At 65.8% G+C, this 18,394-nt stretch carries 11 protein-coding genes; 5 read left to right on the plus strand and 6 right to left on the minus strand.

The genetic code is table 11. The features are described 5' to 3' along the window. Nucleotides 1–45: 45 nt before the first annotated feature. Nucleotides 46–1,920, minus strand: a complete 1,875-nt coding sequence (glmS, locus tag EB835_RS14265) for a glutamine--fructose-6-phosphate transaminase (isomerizing) (protein WP_135810117.1) — start codon at nucleotides 1,918–1,920, stop codon at nucleotides 46–48. A 242-nt stretch (nucleotides 1,921–2,162) separates the two neighbouring features. Here glmS and coaA point away from each other — a divergent pair, with 242 nt between their 5' ends. From coaA to EB835_RS14280, 3 genes are all read left to right on the plus strand, one after another. After that, nucleotides 2,163–3,200, plus strand: coding sequence for a type I pantothenate kinase (gene coaA / locus EB835_RS14270; RefSeq protein ID WP_135810118.1), 1,038 nt, complete (start codon nucleotides 2,163–2,165; stop codon nucleotides 3,198–3,200). A 452-nt stretch (nucleotides 3,201–3,652) separates the two neighbouring features. Beyond that, the gene (locus tag EB835_RS14275) at nucleotides 3,653–5,515 is read left to right on the plus strand and encodes an ABC transporter ATP-binding protein (RefSeq protein ID WP_135810119.1); all 1,863 of its coding nucleotides are present in this window, start codon (nucleotides 3,653–3,655) and stop codon (nucleotides 5,513–5,515) included. Nucleotides 5,516–5,782: 267 nt separating this feature from the next. Further along, the gene (locus EB835_RS14280) at nucleotides 5,783–7,519 is read left to right on the plus strand and encodes a BTAD domain-containing putative transcriptional regulator (protein WP_135810120.1); all 1,737 of its coding nucleotides are present in this window, start codon (nucleotides 5,783–5,785) and stop codon (nucleotides 7,517–7,519) included. Here EB835_RS14280 and EB835_RS14285 read toward each other — a convergent pair. From EB835_RS14285 to rplM, 5 genes are all read right to left on the minus strand, one after another. Beyond that, a complete protein-coding gene (locus tag EB835_RS14285) occupies nucleotides 7,452–8,879 on the minus strand; it encodes an FAD-binding oxidoreductase (RefSeq protein ID WP_205749947.1) in 1,428 nt (475 codons plus the stop codon). The two genes, EB835_RS14280 and EB835_RS14285, sit on opposite strands and share 68 nt — an antisense overlap. A gap of 340 nt (nucleotides 8,880–9,219) precedes the next feature. Continuing rightward, nucleotides 9,220–10,197, minus strand: a complete 978-nt coding sequence (locus EB835_RS14290) for a PDDEXK family nuclease (protein ID WP_135810121.1) — start codon at nucleotides 10,195–10,197, stop codon at nucleotides 9,220–9,222. A 177-nt stretch (nucleotides 10,198–10,374) separates the two neighbouring features. Continuing rightward, nucleotides 10,375–11,727 (minus strand): phosphoglucosamine mutase, encoded by a 1,353-nt coding sequence (gene glmM, locus EB835_RS14295; RefSeq protein WP_135810122.1) that lies wholly within the window; start codon nucleotides 11,725–11,727, stop codon nucleotides 10,375–10,377. A gap of 495 nt (nucleotides 11,728–12,222) precedes the next feature. Continuing rightward, nucleotides 12,223–12,732, minus strand: coding sequence for a 30S ribosomal protein S9 (rpsI, locus tag EB835_RS14300; protein WP_135810123.1), 510 nt, complete (start codon nucleotides 12,730–12,732; stop codon nucleotides 12,223–12,225). Nucleotides 12,733–12,764: 32 nt separating this feature from the next. Continuing rightward, nucleotides 12,765–13,208: a 50S ribosomal protein L13 gene (gene rplM / locus EB835_RS14305; RefSeq protein ID WP_135810124.1), complete on the minus strand. Its 444-nt coding sequence runs from the start codon at nucleotides 13,206–13,208 to the stop codon at nucleotides 12,765–12,767. A gap of 319 nt (nucleotides 13,209–13,527) precedes the next feature. Between rplM and EB835_RS14310 the strand changes: the two genes are divergently transcribed. Together EB835_RS14310 and EB835_RS14315 are read left to right on the plus strand one after the other, a co-directional pair. Continuing rightward, a complete protein-coding gene (locus tag EB835_RS14310; protein ID WP_135810125.1) occupies nucleotides 13,528–16,008 on the plus strand; it encodes a hypothetical protein in 2,481 nt (826 codons plus the stop codon). After that, nucleotides 16,005–18,320, plus strand: a complete 2,316-nt coding sequence (locus tag EB835_RS14315) for a hypothetical protein (RefSeq protein ID WP_240688757.1) — start codon at nucleotides 16,005–16,007, stop codon at nucleotides 18,318–18,320. Before EB835_RS14310 ends, EB835_RS14315 begins: the two co-directional genes overlap by 4 nt. The last annotated feature ends 74 nt before the right edge of the window (nucleotides 18,321–18,394 follow it).

Raw genomic sequence — 18,394 nt, forward strand, 5'->3', positions numbered from 1 at the left:
CTCAGGTGCCGGACCGGACATCGTCTGGCCCGGCACCGAGGCGGATCACTCGACCGTAACCGACTTTGCGAGGTTGCGCGGCTGGTCGACGTCGAGGCCCTTGGCCGTGGCGAGCTCCATCGCGAAGATCTGCAGCGGAACGGTCGTCAGCAGCGGCGCCATGAGCGTCGTCGTCTCGGGCACGAAGATGACCTCGGAAGCGAACTGATCGACCTCCTCGTCGCCTTCCTCGGCGATGACGACGGTGTTCGCACCGCGGGCGCGCACCTCCTGGATGTTCGAGATGACCTTTGCGTGCAGCGAGTCCCGACCGCGCTTGGACGGCACGACGATGATGACGAGCTGACCGTCGTCGATGAGCGCGATCGGCCCATGCTTGAGCTCACCGGCGGCGAATCCCTCGGCGTGGATATACGCGAGCTCTTTGAGCTTGAGCGCACCCTCCATCGCCACCGGGTAGCCGACGTGACGGCCGAGGAACAGCACCGAACCGACTTCCTGATTGCGGTCGGCCAGGGCGAGGACCTGCGACTTCGTCTCATCAAGGATGTGCTGGATCTTCTCCGGAATGGTCTGCAGTTCGTTAAGGATCGCTGCGATCTCATCGCGGAACTTATTGCCCCGCAGCTGCGCGAGGTAGAGGCCGAGCAGGTAGCAGGCGACGACCTGCGACAGGAACGCCTTCGTCGAGGCCACGGCGATCTCCGGGCCCGCGTGCGTGTACAGGGCGGCATCGGATTCGCGGGGGGTCGTCGATCCGAAGGTGTTGCAGATCGCGATGACCTTCGCACCCTGCTGACGGGCATGGCGCACGGCCATGATCGTGTCCATCGTCTCCCCGGACTGCGAGATCGCCACGACCAGCGTCTTCTCCGTCACCACCGGATCGCGGTAGCGGAATTCGTGGGCGAGCTCCACCTCGGTGGGGATGCGGCACCAATGTTCGATCGCGTACTTCGCGACCTGCCCGGCGTACGCAGCGGTGCCGCACGCGATGACGACGATCTTGTCGACGGATTTGAGCACGTTCTCGTCGATGTGCATCTCATCCAGCGTCAGCCGACCTTCGGTGTCCAGGCGTCCGAGCAGAGTATCGGCCACGGCCTGCGGCTGATCATGGATCTCCTTGTCCATGAACGACGCGAAGCCGCCCTTCTCCGCCGAGGCGGTGTCCCAATCGACCTGGAACTGCTCACCTTCGACGAGGTTGCCCTGCGTATCCGTGATCGTGACCTCATCAGGGGTGATGGTCACGACCTCGTCCTGACCGATCTCCACCGCCGTGCGGGTGTAGTCGATGAATGCGGCGACGTCGGAGCCGAGGAAGTTCTCGCCTTCGCCGAGGCCGATGACCAGCGGCGAGTTCCGGCGTGCGGCGACGACCTGTCCGGGCTGGTCGGCATGGACGGCGAGCAGAGTGAACGCGCCCTCGAGTTCGTCGGCGGTCGTGCGCATCGCGGCTGTGAGGTCGCCGGTGGTCCGGTAGTTCTTGGCCAGCTGGGCGGCGGCCACCTCGGTGTCGGTTTCGGAGAGGAACTCGACGCCGTCGGCGACGAGGTCCTTCTTCAGGTGGGCGAAGTTCTCGATGATCCCGTTGTGGATGAGCGCGAGCTTGCCGCCGTCGGCCAGGTGCGGGTGGGCGTTGACGTCGGTGGGTCCGCCATGGGTGGCCCAGCGGGTGTGGCCGATTCCGGTCTGTGCCGCGGGCAGCGGGTTGGCCTCGATCTCCTCGGTCAGGGCGGAGAACTTTCCGGCCTTCTTCGCCGAGGCGAGCTGACCCTCGGGTGTCACGAGCGCGACTCCCGCCGAGTCGTAGCCGCGGTACTCGAGCCTCTTCAGGCCGCCGAGCACGACATCGAGCGCCGAGTGATCGGCATTGTCAACGGGGGCCTTCGATACATAGCCAACGATTCCACACATGAGGGAGATTTTACGCACTCACCGGCGATCTCGTGTATTTCGGCGAGTCACGATCAGGTCAACGTGACGAACTGCACGCGCGCGAGTCGGTGGGGCCGCCTCGGCGAAGGTGGGGTTAGGTTCGTCGGGCCGCCTCGGTGGGGGTGGGATTGGGTTCGTCGAGCCATCCCGGTGAGGGTGGGCTGGGACAGCGGGGCCACCTCGGCGAAGGATGCGAACATGACGCATGACACAATGGGCGAATGAGCTCAGTCGACCCCCAGCTGGACCGTGCGCGCCGGCTTGCAGGCCTCAATATCGCCCGCCGGAGCGAGCCGGACACGACGTCCCCGTTCTGGGAGTTCGATCGGGAGGTGTGGGGCACGCTGGCCCAGGCGACTCCGCTGCCGCTGAAGCAGCGCGACATCGAGAGGCTGCGCGGCCTCGGCGATCGGATCAACCTCGACGAGGTGGCCCAGGTCTACCTGCCGCTGTCACGACTGCTCAACCTCTATGTCTCCGCCCGCCGGGCGAAACACGATCTGACCAGGGAGTTCTTCTCTCCCCTGCACGAACGCGGGCTGGAACCGCAGGATGCCAAGCGCACACCTTTCGTCATCGGCGTCGCCGGGTCGGTGGCCGTGGGCAAGTCGACGACGGCGCGTGTGCTCCGGGAGCTGCTCGCCCGCTGGCCCGACACCCCGCGTGTCGAACTCATCACCACCGACGGGTTCCTCTACCCCAACGCCGAACTCGATCGCCGGCGTCTCAACGGGCGGAAGGGGTTCCCCGAATCCTATGACCGGCGCAAACTGCTCAAGTTCATCTCCGCCGTGAAATCCGGGGCGCCCGAGGTCCGCGCGCCCGTGTACTCGCACCACACCTATGACATCGTCCCCGGCGCCGAGGTGGTCGTCCGCTCGCCCGATGTCCTCATCGTCGAGGGTCTCAACGTCCTCCAACCCGCCCGTCCCCGTCAGGACGGGACCGTGGGCTTGGCCATCAGCGACTACTTCGACTTCTCCGTCTATGTCGATGCGCGCTCCCGAGATATCCGGCAGTGGTATGTCTCGAGGTTCCTCAAGCTCAAGCATGGTGCGTTCCAGGACGAGGACTCCTACTTCCACCGCTACTCGCAGCTCGATGATGAGGAGGCGGTCACCCTGGCCACGGAGATCTGGGACTCCATCAACTTCCCGAACCTGCGCGAGAACGTCCAGCCCAGCCGTGGCCGAGCCGACCTCGTGCTCCACAAATCCTCCGACCACACCATTCGGAAGGTGCAGCTGCGGAAGCTGTGAGCGGGACCCTGCGATCGCACTGCTGCCGTCGCGGCTGCGGCGCGGCGGTTGCGGTCTCGGCTGCGGTACGGCGGTTGCGGAGGCGCGGCTGCGGTACGGCGGTTGCGGTACGGCGGTTGCGGTACGGCGGTTGCGGTACGGCGGTTGCGGCGGCGCGGCAGTATGGTGCGGTGGCCGGCACCGTTGTGGCGGTGCGGCGCGATGGTTGCGGTGGCCGGCGTCGTTGGGGCGCGTTTCGATGGCGCTGTGACGGGCCTCGCCCGGCGTGAGGAAATAGTTTCGCCTTCTCCGCAGTTGCACAGTGTGCACTGTTCTATCCTTCGCCGGTGGGCCACCCGCCCGCGGCGGCGACCGGCTGCGGGCGATCCCCGCACCGCCCCGGGTGTTCTGGCACGTCACCACCCATGATCCCCGTGGGGCCTCGGTCGCATCAGCAGCAGAAAGGGGCCTGCATGAGTTCGCCATCCGCGCACCGTGTCATGTACTCCTCGGTCAAGACCCAGAAGACCCCGCAGACTTCGATCCAACCGGGGATCTACCGACGGATCGCCGGGTATGCCTCCCGGCACAAGCGCAAGCTCACCGTCTTCCTCGTCCTCTCCGTGCTCACCGCGGGAATCAGTGTGCTCAATCCGGTGCTGGCCGGCGACGTCGTCAACGCGATCACCGGCGGCGGCCCGGTCTCAACAGTGGTGTGGCTGGCCGTGGCGATCGGCGGTCTGGCCATCGCCGACGCCGCGATCTCGATCACGAACAGATACCTGTCCTCCCGGATCGGTGAGGGGCTCATCTTCGATCTGCGCACGGCCGTCTACGACCATGTCCAGTCGATGCCGATCGCGTTCTTCAACCGCACCCGCACCGGTGCCCTGGTCTCTCGCCTGAACACGGATGTCATCGGTGCTCAGCGAGCGTTTTCGAACACTCTGTCGGGAATCGTGTCGAACTTCGTCTCCCTGGCTCTGACCGTCGGCGTCATGGTCACGATCTCATGGCAGGTGACCGTGATGTCGATCCTCCTGCTGCCGCTGTTCATCATCCCCACCCGCATGCTGTCAGGTAAACTTGCGTCTCTGCAGTTCGAGGCCGCGAACAACTCCGCCGACATGTCGACGAGGATGACGGAGCGGTTCTCCGCGGCCGGTGCCACACTGATCAAACTCTTCGGCGATCCCCGCAAGGAGAACGAGGAGTTCTCCGACCGTGCCGGGCAGGTCCGCGACATCGGGGTCAAGGTCGCGATGCTGCAGTCGACGTTCGTCTCCTCGCTGACATTGGTCTCTGCCCTGGCCCTCGCCCTGGTCTACGGCGTCGGCGGCGCCCAGGCTGTGGTCGGCAATCTCAACGCCGGTCAGGTCGTGACCCTGGCACTGCTGCTGACCAGGCTCTACACTCCGCTGACGATGCTCGCCAATGCCCGTCTGGACATCCAGAGCGCAGTCGTGTCGTTCCAGCGCGTGTTCGAGATCCTCGATCTCGTGCCCTACTTCAAGGAGCCCTCGCAGCCGGAGGCTCTGCCCGCCGGTGGGCTTGATGTGCAGTTCGATCACGTCGATTTCGCCTACCCCAGCGCCGAACAGGTCAGCCTGGCCAGTCTCGAGGACGTCTCCGTGCTCGATTCCCGCGGCAGCGACGAGGTCCTCCATGACTTGAGCTTCACAATTCCCGCCGGACACACCGTCGCCCTCGTCGGCTCCTCCGGTGCGGGCAAGTCAACGATCGCCTCACTTCTGCCGCGCCTCTACGACGTCACGGGCGGCAGGATCACCATCGGCGGAGTGGATGTTCGCGATCTGTCGTTCGCCGATCTGCGCGAAGCCGTCGGCGTCGTCACTCAGGACGGTCACGTCTTCCACGAGTCGATCCGCGCGAACCTCCGACTCGTCAATCCTGACGCCACCGAGGATCAGATGCGCGACGCCATCGAACGAGCCCAGCTGACGGGAGTCATCAATGCGCTTCCCGATGGACTGGACACTGTCGTCGGCGAGCGCGGGTACCGACTCTCCGGAGGCGAGCGCCAGCGACTGACGATCGCCCGAATGCTCCTGGCCTCCCCGGAGATCGTCGTCCTCGATGAGGCCACCTCGGCGTTGGATTCGACGAATGAGGCCGCGATTCAGCAGGCCCTCGCCCAGGCGATGCACGGACGTACGGCTCTGGTCATCGCGCACCGCCTGTCGACGATCCGGCAGGCCGACACGATTCTCGTCGTCGAAGCCGGTCGCATCGTCGAGAAGGGTACGCACGAGGAGCTGGTGGGCAGCGGCGGCCGCTACGCCGAGCTCTACGCCACCCAGTTCGCCTCGAGCTGACAGGAACGCCTCCCGTGCGGTGCCGGCACGTCGTGCGATGCCGGCGCGGGCGGTGCCGGCGCGGGCGACGGCCCTCCAGCTGTCCCAATTCCGCTCGGGTCACGCGAAACTCGAAAAAGTCGCCGCCGGTGACGACTTTTTCGAGTTTCGCGTGCCCTGAGACGACCCTACGGCCGCTGACCGGACGCCGGAGCCGCGAACGCCCCGAAAGTTCGTGAGGTTCGTCGAAGTATTCCGCCCGGTATCTCGAGACTCTACGATGACCGGATGGATGTGCGCGTAATGGGGCGTGTGGAGATTCTCCATGATGGTGTGGCCCACGGGGTACATGGACGCACCCAGCGAGCCCTGCTGTCTCTGTTGGTTCTCCGGCTCCGAGCCTGGACGCCGGCGTCACTCATCGTCGAAGGGCTGTGGCCGGATGAGTGGTCCGAGCGTGTCACCACTCGCCTGCACGTCCAGATCCACCGCCTGCGAAATCAGCTGGGAGGCGGTGTCCTGCGCAGTTCACCGAATGGCTACCGACTCGATCTCGGCCAGAGTTCCGTCGATGCGTGGCGTTTCGAGCACAGTGCCCGCACCGCCCTCGCCGAGGATATGCCCGACCACGACCTCGAGACGCTCCGTTGCCTCGAGGCAGCCGCGGCTCAGTGGGGCGGCGTACCGTTTCCCGACGTCGACCTGCCCGATACGGCGGACTGGCAGTCCGAGCTCAGCGGTCTGTACACCCGGATTCGAGAGAGATCCGCCGAATTCCATCTGGAGTTCGGCGACGGGAGCACTGCGCTCAGGCTGCTCACTCGCCTGACGCATGAGCACCCGGAGAACGAGCATGCTCAGGTCCTGAAGCTCTCGGCCCTGCAGCAGACAGGTCAGGGTGCGAAGCTGCCCCGAACGTTCGTCGAGGTCCACCGCGCCCTCGCCGAACTGGGAATCGACCCGAGCCCGGACCTGCTCCATACTCACAGCACACTCGCTCGCAATCGTGAAGAGGAGATCCGGTCCGACCTCGCCGTCCTCGACCCCGCGGGCGACCTCACACCACGCAGCGAGGATGTGGCGGATCCGACGATGCGCGGATCGGTTCTGCGCCGTGAACTCGCCTATATCCTCATGGCGAAGGGGCGTCACAGCGAGGCGCTGTCACTGTTGGAACGGCTGGAAGCCCTCCACTCCGGGCTGGGGCACGAGAATCTGTGTGCGATCCTGCTCCAAGACATGGTGACAGTCATGGCGCTGACCGGAGACCTCCGCCGCGCCCTGCGGCTCCTCGGAGAAGCGTCAAGGCTCGACCAGCGGACGACGGGAACCGATGCGATGCTGCGCATCGTCCGTGCCCTCGTCCTCACCCACATGTCACGCCTGCACCGAGCCGAAGAGTCGCTGACGGCCGCCGGCGGACCGACCGGCCCCAAGGCACGGCAGGCGATGTGGTGGCGCACTCGCAGTCAGATCGACCGGCGGGCAGGTCGGTGCCACGACTCAGCGGTCGGAGCACTCACAGCCTGGACCATCGCACGTCAGGACTCCGCTGAAGTCGACGTGGGTCCGATTCTGCTCGATGTCGCCTGTTCGATGCGCGATGACGGCGATGTCCGATGCTTCGACTGGTACCGAACCGCGCTCCGCTTCGCCCACGAGGCAGGGCGCTTCCCATTGGCCGCCATTGCTCATACATCGATGGCGAAGGCACAACTGATGTGGGGCAGGCCGAAGACAGCGATCGTGCACTCCCGCGCCGGCCTCGAGCTTGCCCAGTGGTCCGGATGCTGGCTGTTCGCCGCCAAGGCTGTCGCCCGCCTCGCCGAGGCGGAAGAGCAGATGGGAGACGAATCCTCCTCTCTCCGCCACCGGCATGATGCCCAATCCTTCTACCGTCGCATCGACTTCCCGATACCATTCCCGATCGCTGGCAGATCGAGTGACGCTCCAGTGCTCAGGGCTGCGCAGGCGGCACGGGATGATTCGCCGCGAACACGTTCTCAGGATCGTATGCGCTCTTGACCCGGGTCAGCGTCAGCCACTCACGTTGACCGTAGCTGTCGCCGACGTCGACCGGCTCCTCAGCGAAGTTGAGATACTGACGACCGGTGCTCCACGGTGACATGGCCCGGACCAGTTCGGTTGCATCCTGCTTTCCCCGCTCTTCGTTCTCAGGAGTGTCGGCGATCGCCGCGGCGAAGAGCAGAAAGCTCCCGTCCATCCGGCTCAGCGCCCCACCGTCGGGATGTTTCCTGGCCAGAGCGCCGCCGAGCTGGCGCAGTTCAGCCGAGAGCAGGGAGTGCTCCGTCCCCTGGCCGACTTCGGCAAGGAACGCATCGACGGCTTCATCGGTCAGTCGTCCCAACAGTGCAGTGTCTCCGGTGACCGGGGTCGGCCCTTCCGGATCCATATGCAGCCGGGCAATGGAGCTCGGAGGCACCTGCGCGAAGGTGTCGACCCGCGGAGACAGCTTCCGCAGCGGAGCAAGCACCCTTACCGCACGCTTCTTATCGGCCAGGACGGCACCGTCCATGCAGACGACGGGTCGCCCTGCCACGGACTCGGGTATGTCCGGTGAGTCCGGCAGGTTGAGGATGCGCATCGACGTCGTGATCTCGTGCGGCGCGTACGGAGCCCATTCGGCCCAGGCACGCACCACCCGGTCGGCGTCGTCGATGTCCCAGACCATCATTCCCGCGTGCACTGTCTCCACCGGATAGAGCGAGAATTCGAAGGCAGTGACGACGCCGAAGTTGCCGCCGCCACCGCGCAGTGCCCAGAACAGCGACTGATGCTGAGTGTGGTCGGCGCGGATGAGTTCACCGTCGGCGAGGACGATCTCCACAGCGGTGAGGCTGCTGGTGGCCATGCCCAGACGACGCGCGTAGAGGAAGATGCCTCCGCCCAGCAGGTACCCGCCCACGCCGACATCGGGGGACGACCCGTGCAGGCAGGCAAGTCCGTGACGACCAGCCGCCTCGGTGACGTCGCCCCACAGCGCACCGCCCTGGACTCTCGCCATGGCAGTCAAGGGGTCGATCTCGATCCCGTCCATAGCAGACAGCTTGACCAGGACGGTCGAAGCAAGATCGTGCTGAACAAGCGGACCGGCGTTGTGGCCGGTGCTCACCGGTGCGACTTGGAGCCCGAGCTGACTAGCGGCCGTAACGACGGCTGACACCTCGGCGGCGGTGGTCGGCTCGACGACCGCGGCTGGGTGCAGGTCGACTGCTGTGTTCCACAGCGTCCTCGCTTCGTCGTAGCCCGGGTCTCCGGGCAGGTGGATCACCGTGGAGCCGACCATCGAAGCAAGTTGCGCACTGGGATCGGCAGAGTCCTCACGTAGGGAATCGCTGAGGACGGTTTGGGATTGCAGAATCATGGATCTCCGATCATTGGAAGAGGTGAAGTTCTCATCCGACGACAGTCGACTCTGACCCGCCCTCGGATACCTCGATGCTCCCAACCGGCGCTTACATCTCACTTACATCGGAGTGCTGCGTTGGATATCGCAGTGGCGGCTTCGCCCTGTCGTCCGCCGACGGACGCCCTCTCCGGGAGCTCTGAACCCCCCGGGCGCCGCTCAAGTCACGCGAATCTCGAAAAAGTCGTCGCCGGTGACGACTTTTTCGACATTCGCGTGACTTGAGGGATGCAACTGCGATTCGCCCGTCCGACCAATGTCCCGTCGACTCGCGGGTTCGGCTAAGGAGCTCACGCGTTTAGGCTGTCTGTGTGCGCTGTTTGACGCTGTCCTTGATGCGCAGAAACAAGTCGCCCCTGAAGAGGTCCTTCCAGGTGATCCTGAAGACCTGAAAGCCGAGATTGCGCAGTGAATACTCCCGCCGACGCTCATGCTCGAACGCCTGTTTCGGGTCAGCACCGTCGAGATAGTATTTGCCAGCCCCGTCGAATTCAGCGATGATTCGGGCCTGAGGATTGGCGAAGTCGGTCCTCGCGACGAAGTCTCCGTTCTCGTCGCGAATCACCACCTGCGGTTCGAATCCCGGCACTGAGTATTCGACGAACCGGACTGCCGTGATCGATTCGGCCACGGACTCTCGCCGAGCATCGACATTCGTGATGACTGCGTTGATGCGTCGCTGCCGGGTCCGCACCGGTTCACGGGCACAGTAGTCTGCGAACTCACGAGCAGAAACGAAATTTCGCCGGATCGCCTCGTCCACGACAGCAACGGCGAATGCCAAGGGGCAGTCACGGGCCACGTCCAGCAGTGTCCGCAGCAGTGTGGTGACACGGCAACCGTTGACATCCTCGGTGCTGCCTTCCAAGGGCCGCTTCCAGATGTGGACGAAGGAACGCCGCGCGCCGATCTCCGGATGGGCAAATTCCACAACGAGAGGTTCGTCGTTCTCGAAATACGGGATCGAGAGGCCGTGGACGATCAGGGCACTCCGGTGAGAGAATGCCGCTCCGTCCGGGAGGTCATCGACATAGGATCGCACGAGGATGCGCAGATCCTCACTATTCTTCAAAGCCCCTGACGACTGACGCGGCAGGGTGGTTCCAGATGCTCCACCGACAGCAGCGATGAATCGATGTCCCGGGTCGGTGCAGACCATCGTCACCACATAGACACCGCGGCGGACGCGCCTCAGGCAGCAACGCTGAGCGACTCGCAGCTGGTGGGAGCTCAATCCCGCCGCGTTGAGCTCGATCGAGGTCAGACATGCGAACATGCATCAAGCATTCCGGAGCGGAGCAGCTGACCACAACCGTCAGTTCTGCGCCTGTGGATAACCGCCCACTCGAATCCACAGGCTCAGGTAACGCGAAACTCGAAATAGTCGTCGCCAGTGACGACTTTTTCGACGTTCGCGTTACCTGAGGGATGCGAAGCGCCCCGAGGACGCCCGCTACAGGGCGAGGTGCTCCTTGACCGAGGCGGCCAACCGCTCGGCCTGGGCGGCGGCGGCATCCTCGGTGGCGGCTTCGACCATGACACGGATGAGCGGCTCGGTACCCGAGGCGCGCAGCAGCACGCGACCGGTGTCGGCGAGTTCGGCTTCGACGGCGGCCACCTCGGCGGCGACCTGCGGGTGATCGACGTTGTTCTTGTCCACACCCTTGACGTTGACGAGCGCCTGCGGCAGCTGCGGGATCTCCGCGGCGAGGTCGGCCAGGGTCCGCTTGGCGTCGGCCATGCGCTTCATCAGGTGCAGGGCCGTCTGCACTCCGTCGCCGGTGGTGCCGTGATCGAGCATGAGCACATGTCCGGACTGCTCCCCGCCGAGCACATACCCGTCGGCGAGCATCCGCTCGAGCACGTAACGGTCCCCGACTGCGGTCTGCACGGTCTTGATGCCGTACTTGTCCATCGCCTGTTTCAGTCCCAGGTTCGACATGACGGTCGTGACCAGGGTCTCGCCCTTCAGCACACCGAGCTCCTTGAGCCCGATCGCGAGGATGCCCATGACCTGGTCGCCGTTGACGATGCGGCCCAGGGAGTCGACGGCCAGGCAGCGGTCGGCATCGCCGTCGAAGGCCACGCCCAGATCGGACTGGGTCTCGACGACGAGGCGCTGCAGCGGTTCGAGGTGAGTCGATCCCACTCCGTCATTGATGTTGAAGCCGTCGGGTTCGGCGGCGGAGACGATGACCTCGGCCCCGGCCTGGCGCAGAGCGGCGGGTCCCACGATCGAAGCGGCGCCGTGGGCGCAGTCGACGACGACTTTGAGTCCGGACAGGGGGCGCACGCTCTCGGCGTCGAGGCTGCGCACGAGGTGTTCGGTGTACTCATCGGCAGCCGCCGGGTAGCGGGAGATGTGGCCGACGTCGGCTCCGGTCGGTCGGTCCCAGTCCTGGTCGAAGATCTCGAGGATCTCGTCCTCGACCGCGTCGTCGAGCTTCGTGCCGCCGGTGGCGAAGAACTTGATCCCGTTGTCGGGCATGGGGTTGTGGGAGGCGGAGATGACGACGCCGAACGCGGCACCGGTGTCCTTGACCACCTCGGCGATGCCCGGGGTCGGCAGCATTCCCGCGTCGAGCACATCGACTCCGGTCGACGCGATTCCTGCGCTCAGAGCGGCGGAGAGGAATTCGCCCGACACCCGCGTGTCACGACCGACCACCGCGAAGGGCCGCCTCTCACCGGTCCACCCGCGGCTGAGCACGCGGGAGCCGGCGACGGAGAGCTGGAGTGCGAGTTTGGCCGTGATGTCGCGGTTGGCCAGACCGCGCACACCATCGGTGCCGAAGAGTCGAGACATATGGGGATCCTTTCGTCAATGTCGGAGTCGATCTTAGTCGATCCGTTGGGCGCGACACGGTGCCCTCGCCGAGGCGGCCGATCGCGACCGACGCCACCGCAGTCCGTGGGTGGCCCGTTGTTGGGTCGTTAGTGAATCGTTCAAGGCGGAGCGCACTTATCGACCGGTGTACCTTTCGATAACTGCGCTTGGGCTTGAACGGCGGGATGAAGCACGTGCGGGGCTGTGCGCGACCGGGGTCACCGAGGCGGCTGTGCCCAACCGCACAAACCGAGGCGGCTGTGGTCACCGAGGCGAGGCAGGGCTGCCGCGACCGGGGCCACCGAGGCGGCCGTGTGCGAATGGGGCCACCGAGGCGGCCGTGCGCGACCGCGTCCGGATATGAGAAATGCGGCCCCGAACCTGGTTCGGGGCCGCATTCTCATGTTCATGATGCTGAACTGTCGATGACTGCGACTCAGTGGCAGACCAGCCACAGTCGGTTCGCCAGTGAGATCAGCGCTTCGAGAACTGAGGTGCCTTACGGGCCTTCTTGAGACCGGCCTTCTTACGCTCAGGAACGCGAGCATCGCGGCTGAGGTATCCGGCCTTCTTCAGCTCGGCGCGGTTGGACTCCGCGTCGATCTGGTTGAGCGAACGAGCCACGCCCAGACGGACGGCGCCGGCCTGGCCGGAGGGTCCGCCGCCGGAGATGCGCACGACGACGTCGAAACGTCCGCCGAGGTCCAGCAGGGTGAAGGGCTCGTTGACGAGCTGCTGGTGCAGCTTGTTCGGGAAGTACTCTTCGAGAGTACGTCCGTTGATCGTCCACTCACCGGTGCCGGGGATGAGGCGCACACGAGCAATTGCCTGCTTGCGGCGGCCCACTCCGTTGCCGGGAGCGGTCAGGGACTGTCCACGTCCGCCGGCGGTGCTTTCGCCCAGGCCAGCAGATGCAGGAGTCTCGGAAGTGTATTCGGTGATCTCTTCTTCGACAGTTTCTGTCGCGTTGGTGGTATCAGCCACGGTTCTCCTCGGGATGTCTAGAGCTCAGGCGCTTACTGCGCGACCTGGCTGAGTTCGTACGGCTGCGGATTCTGAGAGGCGTGCGGGTGCTCGGCACCTGCATAGACCTTCAGCTTCTGCATCTGGGCACGTCCGAGACGAGTCTTCGGGACCATACCGGCGACAGCCTTCTCGACTGCACGCTCGGGGTGGGTGGCGAGGAGCTCGGCGTAGTTCACGCTCTTGAGGCCACCCGGGTAACCGGAGTGACGGTAAGCGCGCTTCTTCTCGAGCTTCGCACCTGTCAGCGCGACCTTGTCGGCGTTGATGATGATGACGAAGTCACCGGTGTCGGTGTTCGGAGTGAACGTGGTCTTGTGCTTGCCGCGCAGGAGGCGTGCAACCTGCGAAGCAAGGCGACCGAGCACCTGGTCAGTGGCGTCAATGACGTGCCACTGGTGCTCAATGTCACCGGGCTTAGCTGTGTACGTACGCAAAAGTAGCCTTCTTTTCGTATCTTGTTCAGTGCAGCGCCGGGTCCTCATCGGGTCGTGAGTCCAATGGGTCTCAAGCGCTGGTTGTCTTCAATCGGGTGAACCTATCGACGCATTCCCCTCACCTACGGGCCTGCAACGCATGAGGCTATGTAAGGGAGTGCGACAAGTACACACAACGACAATCAAATATACATGGCTCCAGGCCTGGGGAGCAAACGCTCAGAGCGGTCTCAGGGCCGGTCGAAACCTGAGCCGATAGTATTGAACTGTGCCGACCCTCTCCAGCCTGCCCCTCCGACTTCCCGCATTGAGAATCCTGATGCTGGGTCTCCTGGTCGGGCTCCTGACTGCGGGCCTCGCAATCGGACCGGCAGCCTCCGCGCAGGGCGCGGACACCGACGAGCCGTCAACCGCCCCGGCACAGGCGACCTCGGCGCAGACCGCCCCGACACAGGCGACCTCAGCGCAGACCGCCCCGGCACAGGCCACGGACACCAGCAGATCCCCGGCCGGGAAGACGGTCGTCTTCGGCATTCCGGGCCTGACCATCAATGATATCGATCCCGAGCACACTCCGAACCTCTATCGCCTGCTTTCCGAGGGCGCTGCCGCTAATCTCAATGTGCGCACGATCGGCTCGGCCACCTGCCCTGCCTCCGGTTGGCTGTCCTTCGGCGCCGGAGCCCGCGCGCAGGCCGGGCCCTCCCCCGTCGCCGAGGATGCCGACGCCGATGATCCGGCCCGCTGCCCGACGATGATCGCCCCCACCACGGACTACGATCACGATTCCCTCGACTCCGATGCCGGTGCCGCAGAGCCGGTGCACGAAGGCGAGGAGGCCGGGGCCGCCTCGGCGAATGAGGCGACCAAGAGTGATGAAGCTCATGCCGATCGCTCCGTGGCAGGAGCGACGACGGCCCGGATCAAAGGCTTCGATGCGGTCAAGGAGCCCAATATCGGCTCCGGATACTCCGTCGACTACGGGATGCTCTCGCGCACCGTCTCCGAAGCCGGCAAGGTAGTGCCCGCCGGCACCGAGGAGGGAGACGAGGACTCTCTGCTCGAACCCTGCGTCGCAGCAGAAGGCCCCGGCGCCGCCTATGCCGCCGCAGACGACGACGGGGTGGTGACGAACTTCACGGAGAACGCGAACGCCACGGACTGCCGCCTCGACGTCGTCGATCTGGGGGCGATCGGCATCCGGTCCTGGCTGTTCGACCCGATCCCGAACTACTCCTATACCGTGCCGCCGGACTTCGACCGGGAGACCCGCGTCGCCGAAGCCGACCGCCGCCTCGGTGTGCGTCTGAAAGAAGTGCGGGAGAACGCGAAGGACGGAGCCGCCGATCCGACGATCATCGTCGCGGGCCTCGGCGACAGCTCCGGTCTGCCGCAGCTGCGCGCGTTCATCGCCGCAGGTCCCGGTCTCGCACCCGGCTCCCTGTCCTCGGCGACGACCCGCACTCCCGGCCTGCTGCAGATCACGGATCTGGCGCCGGGAATCCTCGATGTCCTCGACGTCGATTCACCGCGTGCCGTCGGCTTCGGCTTCACCCCCACCGACGATGATCCGCAGCAGCGCATCGACGATCTCGTCGCCGAGGCGCAGAAGTCGACGACGATCCACCAGCACCTCTCGACGTTCTCGATCACCCTCGACATCATCTTCTACGTCCTCTTCCTCGCGTGCGCGGTCCTGCTCAACCGCTCGTTCCTCGGTCGCCGAGGCGGCGCCACCCGTGCAGCCCACGTCCACCGATTCCTCGGCTGGGCGTCCTTGGGCGTCGCGTCCCTGCCGATGGGCGCGTTCCTCGCCGGGCTCATCCCCTGGTCGCGGACGACCGCTCCCGAACTCGGTCTGTTCCTCTCGGTCATCGGCACGGCCGCCGCGCTGTTCGTCGTCTCCCTCATCCCGCCATGGGGTCGGAGTTGGCGGGGACGGGTCGGCGCGCTGGCCGGGGCGAACCTGCTCATCCTTGCCACCGACCTGGCCACCGGGTCCCATCTGCAGGCGAATTCGCTGCTCGGCTACAACCCGATCGTCGGCGGCCGCTATTACGGACTGGGCAATCAGGGTGCGGCGATCTTCATCGTCAGCCTCTTCATCTTCTTGGCACTCGTGGTGTCCTGGCTGCGAGCACGAGGTCACGCTCGTGCCGTGATCGTCGTGCCGATCGTCATCGGCCTCGCCGCCGTGTTCGTCTCCGGCAATCCGTCTTGGGGCGCGAAGTTCGGCGGCACGATCGCCATCCTCGCCGGCCTCATGGTCCTGCTGGCGCTGCTGTCGAAGATCCGTCTGACTCTCGTCCGCCTCGCACTCATCGGTGTGGCTTCGTTGGCCATCCTCATCGGCATCGCCTTCCTCGACTGGCTGCGCCCGACGGGGGCACGCTCGCACTTCGGCACGTTCTTCGACCAGATCGTCACGGGTGAGGCCCTGCAGGTCGTCGGGCGCAAGCTGGGGGCGAACCTCCACATCATCCAGATCAACCCGGCCCTGGCCATCGTCACCCCGCTCGCGCTCATCGCGATCCTCGTCTTCCTCCGCTACCTCCTCCACTTCCCCCGCGTCCACGCCGGCAGCCGCACCGGACGCCTGGTCAACAAGTGGCGGGGACGACTCCCCCGGCTCTTCACCGATTCCGATCTGCACTTCGGCTTCCTGGCCGCCGCCACCGGGCTCGGCGTCGGACTCGTGCTCACCGATTCCGGGGTCGCCGTGCCCTCGACCGGAGCCATGGTGCTGCTGCCCTTCCTCCTTGCCCTCAGTGCTGAACACGCCGAGGAGGCTCACCGATGAGGGCCCCCGTGACCTCCCCCGTCGCTCGGGTTCTCCTCGGGGTCCTGGCCATCGCCCTGTTCGTGCTCGGTCTGCCCCAGGCAGCGCAGGCGGCCCCGGAGACGCACCGGTCTGCCCCGGCCGCGGACCGGTCGGCCCAGGCCGCGGCGCAGACGGCACCGGATACGCGGAAAGCAGCCCCGACCGCGGGACAGGATGACGGTGGGACCAGTCCCGGAGTCGTGTCGATCAACGTCTCCGGATTCAGCTTCGAGGATCTCGGCCCCCGCACCACCCCGCACCTGTGGGTGATGATGAAGGGCGGGCAGATCGGGACGATCACACCGCGCAGCGTGCGCGCGACGAGCTGCCCGGTCGACGGCTGGCTGGGTCTGGGATCCGGACGGCGGGCCGCCGACGAACCCCGCGAACTGTGCCGTGAGCCGGCGACGCCGCTCGACGGCTGGGTCGCCGATTGGGACGTGTATGCGCAGGTGGCACGTGGTGACAACTACGACGCCTCCCTCGGAGCCCTCGCCGAGGCGGTGCCCGATATCCGCGCCTTCGGCAATGGTGCAGCCATCGCCGCCGCCACCCCCTCCGGACATGTCGAGAACTGGTCGTCCGTCGGTTCCGAGCTGGGCTCAGACGTCGCGAAGTCGGCTGGGGACGGTGAGCTCGCCCTCGTCGATCTCGGCAATACCGCAGCTGACGGCTACTCGCTGAAGAAGCTCGACGCTCAGGTCGGGAACATCCTCGAATCGACCGGATGGATGAGTGCGGACCGGCCGAACCGCCTCGGCGAGGGACGCGTTCCCGTGGTGTTCTCCTCGATCGCCGACGGCGCCCATGGGGGGTCGTCGATGCAGGCGGCGATGATGGTCGAACCGGGCGAGCCGGCGGGACTGCTCACGTCGTCGTCGACCAGGCAGCCCGGGCTGGTGCAGGTGCCCGACTTAGCGCCGACGCTCGTGGCTCTGTCGGGGGCCGAGGAGATGGACAATGCGGCCGGGGCACCGATGACCTCGGGGTCGCACGGCTCGGATTGGAACTCGCGCTATCAGGCCGTGCTCGACCGTCAGGTGGCGGTGAAGACGCAGAACGATCTGTCGACGTGGTTCTTCCCCGTCGTCGCTGTGCTCATGGTCGGGCTGCTGGCGCTGGCGTGGTTCATGCGGAAGAACCATCGTGAGCTCGTCCATTCCGGGGCCTACCGCCTCGGTGTGGTGTTTGCGGCGATGCCGATCTCGACCTATCTGGTCAACACGGTGCCATGGGAGCGGGCGACGAACCCGGACATCGCGATGCTCGGAGCCTTGGCAGGGTGGGCGCTGGTACTCGGAGTGGCGGCGCTGCTCGGGCCGTGGCGGCGGCACAAGTTCGGGCCGGTGCTCTTCGTCTCCACCGTGACCGTCGCCGTCCTCGCCTATGACGTCGTCACCGGTTCCCAGCTGCAGATGTCGACTCTGCTGGGTGAGCCGCTGCTCATCGCCTCCCGGTTCTACGGGATCGGGAATTCCGCGCTGGCGCTGTACTGCTGTGCGCTGCTGTTGGCGGTCGCCGGGTTCGCATCCCTGGTGACCAAGCCGCTGCACCGGGTCCTCATCGTCACTCTTCCCGTGCTCGCCTCCTGCGTCATCCTCGCCGCACCCGGCCTGGGCACGAAGTTCGGCTCCGTGCCCACACTCATCATCGGGATCGCCTACCTGGTGCTGGCTGCTGCGAGCATCCGCTTCTCGCTCAGACGTCTGGGGCTGACGGTGGGCATCGCCGGTTTCGTCATGCTCACTGTGCTGTTCCTCGACTGGCTGCGCCCAGCCGACCAGCGCACCCACTTCGGTCGGTTCTTCGACTCGATCATCAGCGGTCAGGCGCTCAGCGTCCTGGCTCGCAAGATCGGCATGAACATCGACATCCTCACTCAGTCGTGGATGACTCTGGTGCTTCCGCTCATCATCATCGGCGTGTTCTGGATGGCGCTCGACCCGCAGCGTTTCGGGCTGCACGGGATCGAGGACACCTACTGGCGGACCCCGTTGCTGCGGGCGACGATGATCAGCCTGGCGATCATGTTGGGAGTCGGCACGCTCATCAACGACTCGGGCATCGTGGTGCCGGCCGTCGGCATCCTCTTCCTCGTCCCGGTGCTGACGCACCTCGAGACCTTCCGCGCCGGCCTCCCGCCGGCCCCGACTCCGACTCGGGAGGGCGAGGTCGCACCGGAGGGTGAGGTCGCGTCGGAGGGGGAAGTGGCGCCGGAGGGTGGAGTGGCTGCTGAAGACGCCGAGCCCAAGGCCCCCGGAATCACCGACTCAGGGCGAAGTCGCGGCTGAAGACGACGCCGACGCAACGCCCGACGCCGACGGCAACACCCCCGCCCCGCATCACCCGACGCCGACGCATCACC

The sequence above is a fragment of the Brevibacterium sp. S22 genome, from assembly GCF_004745485.1.
Classification (GTDB): domain Bacteria; phylum Actinomycetota; class Actinomycetes; order Actinomycetales; family Brevibacteriaceae; genus Brevibacterium.